The following is a 13634-nucleotide window of genomic DNA, read 5'->3' as shown; positions in this document are numbered from 1 at the left end:
TCATGAAAGCGAATAATAAAAAATCCAATAATTTTAGATCACCGCTTCTTATTTCTCTTGGGCTGCACGTCGTTTTATTCGTTGCGCTCATTTGGGGAGCGGATTTCACCATGTCAGAGCCAAAGCCTACAGGGCAGATGGTTCAAGCTGTGGTGATTGATCCTCAGTTGGTTCGCCAGCAAGCTCAACAGATTCGTCAACAAAGAGAAGCGGCGAGCAAAAAAGAGCAAGAGCGTTTAGATAAACTAAGACGTGAAAGCGAACGACTTGAAAAAAATCGTAAAGCTGAAGAAGAGAACATTCGAAAGCTGAAAGAAAAGCAAGCTAAAGAAGCCAAAGCGGCTCGCGACGCGGAAAAGCGTCGAGTTGAAAATGAAAAGCAACGTAAAGTTGAAGAGGCTCGCTTAAAACAAGAGAAAAAGAAAGCCGCTAAAGCAGAAGCTGATCGTAAGTTGAAAGAAGCCGCGGTTGTGAAAGCAGAAAAAGAACGCAAGGCAAAAGAAGCGGCCATTGCTAAAGCTGAACAAGAACGCGTGGTGAAAGAAAAAGCCGCGAAAGAGGCCGCTGAAAAAGCTCGTAAAGAAAAAGAAGCCGCTGAGCGTGCTGAGAAACAACGTATAGCGAAAGAAAAAGAAGCGGCAGCCGCAGCAGAAAAAGCCCGTAAAGCGAAAGAAGCTGCAGCAAGAGCGGAGAAAGAGCGTAAACAGCAAGAAGCGGCATTGAACGATATCTTTGCTGGACTGGAGACTGAACAAAGCAATAACAACACTGCTTTGAACCAGCATTTAGAAGATGAAAAGGCTCGATATATATCAATTTATCAACAAACAGTACAACGAAACCTCTTGATGGAAGACTCCTTCCGTGGTCAAGAGTGTGTTCTTAACATTCAGTTGACACCAACTGGTGGTAATAAAGCTGTAGTGAGAAGGGTTTCGGTAGTTAGCGGAAATCGCCAGCTTTGCTCAGCAGCACAGGCTGCTACAGTTAAAGCGAGAGAGTTCGATTTTCCACAAGACTCATCATTACAACAAATATTCCGAGATTTTGACTTTCGGTTCATCCCATAATGAGAAATGGATAACTTATGCTTAAAGGTAACTTTTTCAAGAGCCTGTTTGTTATGGCATGTATTTTTTCTAGCTCTGCTTTTGCAAAATTAGAAATTGTTATTACAGACGGTATTAACTCTGCACGACCTATCGCTATTGTTCCTTTCCGTTGGGAAGGCGCAGGACCATTGCCGCACGATGTGTCAGCAGTTATCGCTTCTGACTTGCAACGCAGTGGTAAATTCAGCCCAGTTGCGACAAGTAAAATGCCTCAAACGCCTTACAGCGAAACCGAGGTGAATTTTGATGCTTGGACTAACCTAGGTGTTGATTCACTGCTAACCGGTAGCATCACTAAAAATGCCGAAGGGCAGTATGTGGTGAACTACCAACTGATCGACATTGTCCGTGGTCAACTGACTAAAGGGCAAAGCCGTGCACTAAGCGATGAAGGCCAATTAGTACTTTCTAAAGATCATGTGCTGTTCAACAAGAAAGCGACAGTGCCTGGTAAACGCTTGAGAGAGTACGCACACCGAATCTCTGATTTAGTGTATGAAGAGCTAACGGGTGAGAAAGGGGCGTTTCTAACGCGTATTTCTTACGTAGTTGTGAACGACAAAGACAAATACCCGTACCAGCTTCGTGTTGCTGACTACGACGGCTTTAACGAGCGTTTGGTGCTTCGTTCTAAGCAGCCTCTTATGTCACCAGCATGGTCGCCAGACGGTAAGAAGCTTGCGTATGTGAGTTTCCAAAATGGCCAAGCTGAAATATTCATAATGAATATTTACACGGGTGAGCGCGAGAAAGTGACGTCATACCCTCGTCATAATGGTGCGCCAAGATTCTCGCCAGATGGTAAAACATTGGCGTTGGTATTGTCGAAAACAGGCAGTCTTCAGGTGTACACACTCGACCTTGCTAGCCGTAAGCTGACTCAAATTACCCGCGGCCGTTCTAATAATACTGAACCATTCTGGCACCCAGATGGCAAGTCTCTAATTTTCACATCTGATCGTGGTGGTAAACCACAGATTTATAATGTAAATTTGTCAAATAATTCGACATCTCGTATTACTTGGCAAGGTAGCCAGAACTTAGGTGGCCAGATCACCCCTGACGGACGATTCCTGATTATGGTTAATCGCAGCAACTCGGGTTTTAACTTGGCTAAACAAGATTTGGAAACTGGTGCGGTTCAGGTGCTAACAAAAACATTGTTAGATGAATCTCCAAGTATTGCACCGAATGGAGGTATGGTTATCTATAGCTCTATTTACAACAAAACAAACGTACTATCGATGGTTTCTATCGATGGTCGTTTTAAGGCTAGATTACCAGCAACGAACGGACGCGTAAGAGCACCTTCGTGGTCACCGTTTCTCTAGTCGATTTGATACATTCTTTTAGCTATTGATAGTGTTAACTATTGTGGCATTTAACTATCTATAGCACTTAGTAGCTGTAGAAACTAAGTTTGATAACGTAAGGAAAAAAAGATGCAACTTAACAAAGTTCTTAAAGGCTTGATGATTGCACTACCAGTGATGGCAGTAACGGCATGTAGCTCAACTGATGAAGCAACTTCTGCAACATCTGGCACAGAAAGCAACCAAACAACTTCAGGTTCAGAAGGTAACGTAGATACAACTGTTGTAACGCCAATTGACGCTAACGGTCAACTGTCTGAGCAAGAGCTTAAAGAGCAAGCGCTACGCGAAACTCAAACAATCTACTTCGCATTCGATAACTCTACTATCGCTGGCGACTACGAAGAAATGCTTGCAGCTCACGCAGCATACCTAGTTAAGAACGTTGATATGAACGTTACTGTTGAAGGTCATGCTGATGAGCGCGGTACTCCTGAGTACAACATCGCACTTGGTGAGCGTCGTGCACAAGCTGTAGCGAAATACCTACAAGCTCTAGGTGTTCAAGCAGACCAAATCTCTATCGTAAGCTACGGTGAAGAGAAGCCACTTCTTCTAGGTCAATCTGAAGACGTGTACGCTAAAAACCGTCGTGCAGTACTAGTTTACTAATTTCAGTAGGCTATATAATTGAGGAATTGCCTCATGTTCAGTAACACAAAGCGAGTCATTTTGCTTTCGTTACTGGCAAGTGCAGCGAACACTACGTTCGCTGCACCAGCTCCAGTATCCGATCTCAATAGCACCGCAACAAATTCATCATCTTCCTCTCGATCAGCATCTAACGAATCAGATATTGAGCGTTTAGAGCGCTTGCTTCAAAATCGTAATCTCGTTCAGCTTCAAATGCAGCAACAAATCGACGATATGTCACTGGAGATCAGTGAACTTCGTGGTGAGTTGGAGCGAAACAGCTACGATATGAAACAAATGCTCGAGCGCCAACGTGAATTGTTCATTGAACTAGATCGTGTGAGAGGCGAGGTGAAAGCAGCAGGAACAGCAACGGTAGCAGTAGCAGCGAGCGAAGGCTCTAAGGATGCTTCTGGTACGTTCAGTACTGATGTTGATGAGCAAACAGCTTATCAGAATGCTGTAGATATGATTCTAAAGCAGCGAGACTACACGGGTGCGATTGCAGCATTCCAAAAGTTTCAAAAAGACTTCCCAGACTCGACCTTCACGCCTAACACCCATTATTGGTTAGGTCAGCTTTATTTCGCTAAAAAGCAAGATAAGGAAGCTGTGAAGAGCTTTGCCGCTGTTGTGTCATACAAAGACTCTAACAAGCGCTCTGATGCTCTGGTTAAGCTTGGTGACATAGCTACGCGTAACAACAACGCGACGCAAGCTAAGAAATATTACCAGCAAGTTGTAACCGAGTACCCAAACAGTGCTTCGGCTAAAGTGGCTAAAACCCACTTATAAACAAAATAGGGGTGCTCAGGTACCTCTTTTTTATATCTGATCACTTTCTTTTTGTGTCTACTTCTCTTCTTTGTAATGCCAACGCATCGCTTTGTTTATGCGTTTTAAGCATTAGTTAGTCATCGCTTGAAACCAATCCTTTTTGATCCCAATCGCTGTCCTGTGTAGAATACTCTAATTCTCGGAAGAAGTTGCGTAGAGCAAGAGCAATGAGTCATATACTAGATAAAATCGATACAGTTTACCCGTTTCCGCCTAAGCCAGTTCCACTGAGCGACGCTCAGAAGCAGGCCCACATCGCAAACATCAAAACACTACTTCAAGAAAAAGATGCAGTTCTAATTGCACACTACTACACAGATCCTGAAATTCAGGCCCTGGCTGAAGCGACTGGTGGTTTTGTTGGCGATTCATTAGAAATGGCTAAGTTTGGTAACCGCCATTCTGCAAGCACTTTGATCATCGCTGGCGTTCGTTTTATGGGGGAGTCAGCAAAGATTCTTACACCTGAAAAACGCATTCTAATGCCAACACTAGAAGCTGAATGTTCTCTTGATCTTGGCTGTCCTGCAGACAAATTTACAGAATTTTGTGATGCTCACCCTGACCATACAGTGGTTGTATACGCGAATACCTCTGCGGCTGTTAAGGCTCGTGCAGACTGGGTAGTTACGTCGAGCATCGCTTTAGAAATCGTTGAAAGCCTAGACGCTGAAGGCAAACCCATTATTTGGGGCCCAGATCGTCACCTAGGTTCTTACATCGCAAATCAAACTGGCGCTGACATGTTGCTTTGGCAAGGTGAGTGTATTGTTCATGACGAGTTCTCAGCCGATGCTTTGAAGAAAATGAAATCAGTATACCCAGAAGCGGCTATTTTGGTTCACCCAGAATCACCAGCAAGCGTGGTTGAACTGGCTGACGCTGTTGGTTCAACAAGTCAACTGATCAAGAAAGCAAAAGAGCTGCCTCATCCACAGATGATTGTCGCGACAGACAAAGGTATCTTCTTCAAAATGCAGCAACTGGTTCCTGAAAAAGAGCTGATTGAAGCGCCGACAGCAGGTGCCGGTGCAACTTGTCGAAGCTGCGCGCATTGCCCTTGGATGGCAATGAACGGCCTTGAAGCGATTGAAAATGCGCTTGAGAATGGTGGCGAGCAACACGAGATCTTCGTTTCTGACGAACTGCGCGTGAAGTCCCTTATCCCATTGAACCGCATGCTAGATTTTGCTGAGCAGCTTAACGTGCAAGTGAAAGGCAACGCTTAATCTAATGACGTGAGGTTATAAATAATCCAATATTTATAACTATGCAGTCTTTATAATGTGGTGCATTTGTCATCATTAAAAAACCAGCCGCAGTGCTGGTTTTTTTGTATCTGAATATTAGCCTCTATCTAGTCTGACTAGTAGCTGCTGTTTGCATTAGATATGTACCAATCGTAGCAAATACCACTATTAGTAATAGCTATCAGTTAATAAGTCCTGATTTTTATGGACATGGTAAGTCTGAGACAGAGTGTTCACGAGCCAGTATCAGCGAGATGGTCAGTCCGCACGAGCGCTTTAGCAGGAGAGCAATATTCGATTATTGGTGTCAGTGATAGCGGAATTGCAGGCTACCGCTTAACTATTCAAGAGATGAGTAGGATTACGTACTCAGCCTGCTAATCATTTGCTCAAGTACCTCTCTAAAGCTCTTAACTCTGTCTCAGATTAACTCTACATAAGCTTAATACTGTCTTATTTTTAATTTTTCTTCTCTTCTTCATGAATAGGGCGTCTCGTTAGGTGCTCGAACCATCAAAAATCAGAATTCTCAATTCAAGTTAATTAATGCCAGTGATAATTATTATCAATATTAAATGAGAATGCTTTACATTTAAATGTGCAACCGATAAGGTACGGTTGAAAATTCGTCAGGTCATTGAAAGGGAAATCATTTTTCAATTTATTCGTTGAGTGACTTAGGGCTTGTTCAATGTGACGGTTTTCAGTCGGAATTTTGGCTCATGTATTAAAGCAGTGGTCAATAAGGAGCTAAGGAAGTACAGCTTATACTTATTTTGAGTTGTTGCGTTTTCAACACCTTTTGAATGTCTTCCCTAGTTTTCATTATAAATGCCGTTACATGAGCCCACCTAAAGTTAATGCTTAATCAAGGAGAATTTTAAATGACAGCATTACGCCCCGCGGCAGTGAATGAGCTAGGAAATAGCAAATTCAAGCTACGTACTTTATCTGCAATCATCATGGGACTTTGTGTCAGTGGTCAAGCTTTTGCAGCGACAAACAATAATAATGAAACTACCGCTAACGAAGAAAAAACTACTTTTGAAGTTACCGTGTATGGCGAGAAAATAGAACGTTCGATTTATGATACGGGCTCAAGCGTGCATGTGTATGATGAAGATCGTATTGCGAGTACTCCAGGTGCATCTGAGGTCGATGACTTGCTGCAGCTAACACCGAACATTGTAGATTCAGGTCAGGGTAATAACCTACCATCGATTCGTGGTGTTGATGGGTCAGGTCCTTCATTCGGTGGTCTTGCAGCCTTTGGTGGCTCTGTGCCAAGATTGAATCTTTCAATTGATGGACGCTCACTCAGCTATTCTGAAGTCGCGTTCGGTCCTCGCTCTTTATGGGATATGCAGCAAGCGGAAATTTATCTTGGACCGCAAAGCTACGTTCAAGGCCGAAATGCATCTGCGGGTGCTATCGTTTTAAAATCTAATGATCCGACTTACGATTTTGAGAGCAAAGTAAAGGCTGCTATTGGTCAGCAAGACTATTCTCAAACCGCAGCGGTTATCTCGGCGCCAATACTAGAAGATCAACTGGCCTTCAGATTGAGTGTTGATCAACAAAAACGCAGTAGTTACGCAGACCTTACTGCTTATGAACCAGTCGGTGACCCTAATCGCATTGAAATGACGACAGCTCGTGGTAAATTTTTGCTAGAGCCAGCAGGCCTTCCTGGGTTCAAAACCACGTTAACGATTGCCCATATGGATACTGTGGGACCTCAATCTGAATCTCAACAAACAAAGATCAATAGAGCTGTTTACGAAACTCAGTCAACAAGCGGCATTTGGGATGTATCTTATGACATCTCAGATACGTTAGTGTTCGAAAATAATTTGATCTACACCGATCGCACCTACGATCGAATCACTGATCCTGCAGGCAGAAAGCAGGATTTCAAATCGAAAGGTAATGAGTTCCAAATAGAGCCTTTGGTTCGATTTGATTCCCTTAGCGAAGATCTTTCTGGTTTGTTTGGTTTACGCTACTTCAAATCTGAAGATGATGATGTATTTGAACAGACTGGGTCATCAATACCAATGGAAGGCAAAAACCGTGCTATGTCGGCATTTGCTGAAGTGACGTACTTGGTGATGCCGAGCATCGAAGTTGTAGCGGCAGGGCGATTCGAACGCGAAAGCAAAAAACGCTATGTTGCCCCGGGTCGCTTCGGCTTAGATTATGATGAAACATCAAATGTATTCCTTCCTAAGCTTGAAGTTGCCTATAAGCCTGAATCAGATCAAACCGTGGGTATCCGAGCAGCTAAGGGCTTTAACTCTGGAGGTGGCGGTGTTGGCTTCAATAACAAAACGTGGGCATTTTCTTCATATACGTATGAAGACGAATACGTTTGGAACTATGAATTCTTCACTCGCCATAGTCTGCTAGATAATGAACTTGAGTTAACAACTAACGTCTTCTACAACGACTACGATAATTTCCAAGTTCTGGAGACTTCATCAAAAGGTGATGTGAAAGTTGATAATGTTGATGAAGCATATACCTACGGTGCAGAACTAGGAAGCCGTTGGTTAACGACATCAAACCTAGAACTATTGGCTTCACTTGGTTTGTTGAAAACAAGTTACAAAGATCATGCTAATAGCTCAAAAGAACTCGCTCGAGCCCCTTCTTTGACGGCAAGCTTCGGTGCTTTATACATGTTTGCTGAGAATTTCGAATTGAGTGGTAATGCGAATTACACTGGAGATTACTTCAGTGACGTTGAAAACTCAGCTAACCAGAGTATTGATGCTTACTGGGTTGCAAATGCACAAGTTGCCTATGTGTTTACTAACGGACGTATGTCTTTATTCGCTACAAACTTGTTTGATTCTGAAAAAGAAACATTCAACTTTGGTGGAGACGATATTACGAAGCAAGCACCTCGCCAAATTGGTGGTTCAGTAGAATTGTACTTCTAATCGGTTAGATATAAGAAAACGCCTTGCTCAAAACAAGGCGTTTATTTTGAAATCATTAGCATGGAAAGTGGCGAAGATCCTATGAGTAAAACTCTGAACATTAGGAGAGGCTCCCACCAAAGTCATGCTTTCCCCTCAATACTGTAGATCTCTTTAAGAGGAAAATTGATGAGCGATCAACCAGTGCGTTTACATCCGATGTTGTTGGACTTTGTTCGTAAGGAGAAGATCTCAAAGCATCTACTGCGAGTAACTGTTACGGGCGACTCTTTAAAAGGGTTCCCTGAAGATCAAAATGGTACACACATAAAAGTGTTTTTCCCCAATAGAGCTAGTGGGATATTGCAGTTACCTTACCGAGAAGGTGAAACTGTGATTTGGCCTGAGCATAAACCCGTGCCCCGAGCCTATACCGTAAGAAAGTATCGAGCTGATGTGAATGAGCTTGATATCGATTTCGTGATCCACGGAACCGATTCTCCCGGCGGCGGGTGGGCAATTAAAGCAGAACAAGGTTTCCAAATTGGCCTTGTAGGTCCTGCTGGGCCTGACCCATTACTTGAACCCGCAGATTGGCATATTATTGCGGGAGACTTAACAGCAGTACCAGCCATTAATGCGATTTTGGAGAGCCTTCCCTCTGACACTCAAGGCTATGTATTTATCGAGATAGAGGATGCCGCAGATAAGCATGATATTCAGCATCCGCAAGGTCTGGTTCTGAAGTGGCTAATTAGAGACGAAAATAGCGATCAATCTCTATTGAGCGAAGCTATTTCCGGCTTAATTGCACCGAATGGATCTCACTCGCTTTCGGCTTTCATTGCGGGTGAAAATGAAAGCGTGATTGCGTGTCGTAAAGCGCTTAAACAAGAGTACAAGCTGTCTAAAAAAGATATGTATGCGATTCCTTACTGGAAACGAGGTAAGGATGAAGAAGCGTACCATGATGAACGTCATGAAGTTATGGATGAAGAGTACTAATCAGCTTTATTGAAGTTATTCGATAGATGTTTCAGCCATGATTTTTCTGATTTAGTAATCACCACAGCAAGTCCATCTTAATAATTAAACTTAGACTAAATGAAGTGCAAGCAGTAAATGAGAATCAATGTAATTTTTAAAATCAATATTGTGTTTAAGTTCGTTGTTGTTTTTTTGATTTCAGCTTCGGCTTCTGTTTTCGCAGAAACCGAAATGACATCTCAAAATACTTACCCCAAGACTTTCGTTAATGCGGATGGCTCACAGACAGTGATCCCATCTAAACCGACTCGAATCCTTTCTACCTCGGTGACGATTAGTGGGACGCTACTGGCTATTGATGCTCCTTTAGCCGCAACAGCACTCACTTATGAAGGGAAGTTTTTTAGTCAATGGGCAGATATTGCTGAACAGAGAAGCGTGGAAAAGGCATGGCCTGCCGGCAGCGTTGATTTAGAGTCTGCCTATATCTATGAACCTGATTTGATTGTTGTAGCATGGCGCGGTGGTGATTCGGCGAGAGATCAAATAGCTGAATTTAAGCAAATAGCACCAACCATTATTTTGGATTACACCGCACAATCATGGCAAGACTTGGCTTTGAGGCTTGGACAGGCGACAGGGTTAGAAGAACAAGCCCAACAAAAAATTAGCCAGTTTGAGTTGTTCGTTAACCAGAGTAAAAACAAACTACAGATACCAGAAGGCGAAACCAATATTGTGGCGTATTTTGGACCTGGAGCTACCAATGCTATCGCATTAGAGGACGGCGTTCATGCGGACTTGCTCATTGACCTCGGTTTCAAAATGGAAGTGCAAAATCGTCAATGGCATGACAACACCGTGCCTTTATCAGATTTTATGCGCGTCCACTTTGAACTGCTGACTCAACTTAAAGCCGATACGACATTTTTGCTAGAAGCGAGCGACGACAGCGCTAATCGATTCATGCATGACCCAATCTTGATCAACCTTCCGTCCGTCCAGAATAAACAAGTCTTTGGCCTAGGTGAGAATTCATTTCGTATCGATATGTATAGTGCCACTGAAATCGTTAACGACATTGTTCAGCTTTTTGAACGAGATACAAATGCAGGTTAATGGCTAATGGCTAATGGTTAATGCCAATGGTAAATGGGTAAAGGATGTCCGTAATGACAAGTATTGCTGGTCCTGCAGAAGCATTTGAACAGATAAGAAATGGACAACGACGACGGTGGCTGATGGCGGGAGTCGTGTTGTTATTTTTTGCCTCGTGTTTTAGCCTTTTTATCGGCACGCATTACATATCGCCGGCAGTGACTTTGGATGCGATTTTTTCTTTTGATCCAACCAACAGTGATCATCTATTGGTTGTCCACCTTCGAATTCCACGCACCTTGTTAGCTTTAGTTGTTGGCGGTGCGCTTGGTGTTGCTGGCGTTATCATGCAAAGCTTAACTCGTAACCCATTAGCAGATCCTGGGATACTCGGTGTCAATGCGGGGGCGACAGTTGCCATAGTATCAGCGATAGCCTTTCTGGGCATCCATGATATGGCCTATGTGATGTGGTTTGGTTTACTTGGGGCGGCTGTTTCCGGAGCGGGTGTTTTTGCCCTTGCTGGGGTCAATAAAGGGGTTAACCCTGTAAGAGTTGTATTGGCGGGAACTGCTTTGTCGGTTGTGTTGCTTGCACTGACTCATATGATCACAATAAACAGCAATGAAATGGTGTTTGAACAATATAGACATTGGGCTGTGGGGTCATTTCAAGGGCGAGGTTACGATGTCTTAATCCCGGCTGCCATGTTAGTAGCCATTGGATTAGTAATCGCATTTTCATTAAGTAAAGCCTTAGATACTGTCTCGTTAGGGGACGATATTGGTCACGCCTTAGGTGTTAACCCGATCAAAATATGGTGTTTTGCTTCTATTGCTATTGTGGTTTTAGCGGGGACCTCTACTGCGGCGGCTGGTCCTATCAGCTTTGTTGGTCTTACTGCCCCTCATATTGCAAGGATGGCGGCGGGGCCGGATCATAAATGGTTGATGCCTTTCTCTTTACTGATTGCATCCATTCTGGCGGTTGTCGCCGATGTGCTAGGCCGGATCGTCGGGTATCCCAATGAGATCAGTGTAGGTATTATGATTGCTCTAATCGGCGGGCCATTCTTTGTATTCTTAGTGAAACGTTGGAAGATATCTCTCCTATGATGATTGAGCCTTACACTCTTCAAAATTCTGGCTCGGGAAGTGTTGTACGCTTCGGTCAGTTTTCTTTCTGTTATCAACCGTCTTATATACTTGTCGCTTTGATTTTGTTGATATCAGTTTGCGCTATTGCAACTTATTCCATGACATTGGGTAAGTTTAATATCTCGTTGCCTCAAGTGGCCGATATCATTCTTGGGGTTGGAGAGGGGGGCGTAAAAGAGCGAATAATTCTTAACATAAGACTACCGAAGGTTCTTACTGCGGTCTTTGTTGGGGCTGCGTTAGGCATTTCTGGTGCGGTATTTCAATCGGTATCAAGAAATGCTCTTGGTTCTCCAGATGTCATTGGCTTCACTACGGGGGCTGCGACCGGTGCAATTGCTCAAATAGTTTTGTTTGAGCAAGGGGCAATAGAAGTTGCAATCGCGGCGATAGTCGGCGGAGTAATTACGGCCGTTATCGTTTACTTACTCGCGGTAAAGGCAGGAGTGGTTGGAGGGTATCGCTTAATACTCACTGGTATTGGGATCGGGTCCATTTTGAGTGCGCTGAACAGCCTGATGTTAGTTAAGGGTAATTTGGACAATGCCATTTTGGCTAATCTATGGCTTGCAGGATCACTGCATGCTAGGACATGGACACATGTATATCCTGTACTTATTGGGGTATTTCTCCTCCTCCCTTTTATGATGATGCTAAAGCGTGCGCTTGCCATGATAGAGATGGGGGATGACATCGCAACTCAGCTGGGTATCCGAGTTGAGCGAGTCCGTCTTTCTATGATTTTCTTTGCTGTGGTTTTAGCCGCATTCGCGACAGGAGCTGCTGGGCCTATTGCCTTTATTGCCCTTGCTGCTCCTCAATTAGTTGGTCGATTGAGAAAGTCGCGAGCATTATCCTTGTTCTCCTCAGCTCTTATGGGCGCGTTGTTGGTCTTAACCGCGGATGTTTTAATTCAATGGTTGCCTTTTCAAGCAAGCGTGCCGATAGGCAGGATGACGGGTATTGTAGGTGGCATATATTTAATTTGGCTATTGACTCGATCTCGCCAGTTTTAAGCATAGGTACTCATATGATTAATGAGAGCGATACTTCTTAAGTTTACCGATTATTTGTCAAGTATATGAGTGTTAGAGCAAGACTCGTTTTACCGAGTTAGATCAGTACTCAAAAATGACAAGTTGGTCCAATGGGTTATGGTGTACCCAACTGAACTTGAAATCGTGTAACGCTGCCTGTTTTAGCCCCGAAGAAACCAAGTGTAACCTTAAGCAGCAACAAGTCTATTCTTGATGCTACGCTTTCCCAAGCAACTGAATAGCTAGAGCTAATTAGTTAAGTAATTAGCTAAATAAGCAAATAGCTAAAAGTTACTTGGGGATATTGTTTAACATAAATTAAATCAGAAACTTATGAGCCTATCGACACCGGTTAAATCTAAAATCACCTCTCGACTAAATGGAAGTAACCTTAAACTTGCATACGAGAATCGCGTTATTTGTGAAAATCTCGAACTTCATATTCCTGAAGGTAAATTTACGGTCATTGTCGGACCCAACGGGTGCGGAAAGTCGACCTTATTGAGAAGCTTATGCCGTTTATTGAAACCTTCTAAAGGCCAAATTTGTCTAGATGGTCAGAATATCCAAAAAGTACCAGCTAAAGAGTTGGCGAGAGAGTTGGGGTTACTTCCCCAAAGTTCACAAGCTCCAGAAGGGATTCGAGTCGTTGATTTGGTAGCAAGAGGCCGTTATCCGCATCAAAAACTATTTAAGCAGTGGAGCTTAGATGATCAAGAGGCGGTCTTCCAAGCGCTGGAAGATACTGGTGTCACCGATTTGGCCGAGAGGCAGGTTGATGAACTATCAGGAGGTCAGAAACAACGAGTTTGGATTGCAATGGTATTAGCACAAAAGACACCGATAGTATTACTTGATGAGCCAACAACTTATTTGGACATCGCACACCAGATCGATTTGTTGGAGTTGTTCCGCAGCCTCAATAGAGAGAAAAAACACACTATCGTCGCCGTGCTGCATGATTTGAATCAAGCCTGTCGTTATGCGGATCATCTGATTGCATTTGCTGGTGGAGAAATTGTCGCACAAGGGGAACCTAAGTCTTTAATTGACGCCAAACTCGTTAAGCAAGTATTTGGCTTAGATAGCGTTATTATTGATGATCCCGTAAGTCATACTCCATTGATTGTGCCTTTGGGGAAGTAACTCATATGACTTTTTGCTCAGTTTTGATTAACTCCAGAAATTGTTTGTAGATATTTCTAAGTCTTTTTGTACCTAAATGT

11 protein-coding genes are annotated in these 13634 nt (G+C 43.4%); all 11 read left to right on the top strand.

The features are described 5' to 3' along the window. Window positions 1-2: 2 nt before the first annotated feature. Window positions 3-1070 carry a cell envelope integrity protein TolA gene (gene tolA / locus ACED25_RS00205; RefSeq protein ID WP_371694394.1) on the top strand — a complete coding sequence of 356 codons (1068 nt, stop codon included), beginning with the start codon at window positions 3-5 and terminating at the stop codon, window positions 1068-1070. Window positions 1071-1087: 17 nt separating this feature from the next. Then, window positions 1088-2443: a Tol-Pal system beta propeller repeat protein TolB gene (gene tolB / locus ACED25_RS00200; protein WP_371694393.1), complete on the top strand. Its 1356-nt coding sequence runs from the start codon at window positions 1088-1090 to the stop codon at window positions 2441-2443. Between the two features lie 111 nt (window positions 2444-2554). Next, complete coding sequence (gene pal / locus ACED25_RS00195; protein ID WP_009846381.1) at window positions 2555-3097, top strand: peptidoglycan-associated lipoprotein Pal; 543 nt, start codon at window positions 2555-2557, stop codon at window positions 3095-3097. 33 nt (window positions 3098-3130) lie between these two features. Beyond that, window positions 3131-3913: a tol-pal system protein YbgF gene (gene ybgF, locus ACED25_RS00190; protein WP_009846383.1), complete on the top strand. Its 783-nt coding sequence runs from the start codon at window positions 3131-3133 to the stop codon at window positions 3911-3913. 209 nt (window positions 3914-4122) lie between these two features. Next, the gene (nadA, locus tag ACED25_RS00185; RefSeq protein WP_009846384.1) at window positions 4123-5184 is read left to right on the top strand and encodes a quinolinate synthase NadA; all 1062 of its coding nucleotides are present in this window, start codon (window positions 4123-4125) and stop codon (window positions 5182-5184) included. A gap of 905 nt (window positions 5185-6089) precedes the next feature. Next, entirely contained in the window at window positions 6090-8150 is a 2061-nt protein-coding gene (locus tag ACED25_RS00180) for a TonB-dependent receptor (protein ID WP_371694392.1), read from the top strand. 168 nt (window positions 8151-8318) lie between these two features. After that, a complete protein-coding gene (locus ACED25_RS00175) occupies window positions 8319-9134 on the top strand; it encodes a siderophore-interacting protein (protein ID WP_371694391.1) in 816 nt (271 codons plus the stop codon). A 117-nt stretch (window positions 9135-9251) separates the two neighbouring features. Beyond that, window positions 9252-10235, top strand: a complete 984-nt coding sequence (gene fepB / locus ACED25_RS00170; protein WP_371694390.1) for a Fe2+-enterobactin ABC transporter substrate-binding protein — start codon at window positions 9252-9254, stop codon at window positions 10233-10235. A 53-nt stretch (window positions 10236-10288) separates the two neighbouring features. Next, on the top strand, window positions 10289-11329 hold the full coding sequence (locus tag ACED25_RS00165; protein ID WP_017101028.1) for an iron ABC transporter permease: 1041 nt from the start codon (window positions 10289-10291) through the stop codon (window positions 11327-11329). Then, window positions 11326-12387 (top strand): FecCD family ABC transporter permease, encoded by a 1062-nt coding sequence (locus ACED25_RS00160; protein WP_371694457.1) that lies wholly within the window; start codon window positions 11326-11328, stop codon window positions 12385-12387. Before ACED25_RS00165 ends, ACED25_RS00160 begins: the two co-directional genes overlap by 4 nt. Before the next feature lie 354 nt (window positions 12388-12741). Next, a complete protein-coding gene (locus tag ACED25_RS00155) occupies window positions 12742-13554 on the top strand; it encodes an ABC transporter ATP-binding protein (RefSeq protein ID WP_371694389.1) in 813 nt (270 codons plus the stop codon). The last annotated feature ends 80 nt before the right edge of the window (window positions 13555-13634 follow it).

The sequence above is a fragment of the Vibrio sp. 1F263 genome, from assembly GCF_041439035.1.
In the GTDB taxonomy this organism is placed as follows: Bacteria; Pseudomonadota; Gammaproteobacteria; order Enterobacterales; family Vibrionaceae; genus Vibrio; species Vibrio tasmaniensis_A.
This window is presented reverse-complemented; position numbering and strand designations above follow the sequence as displayed.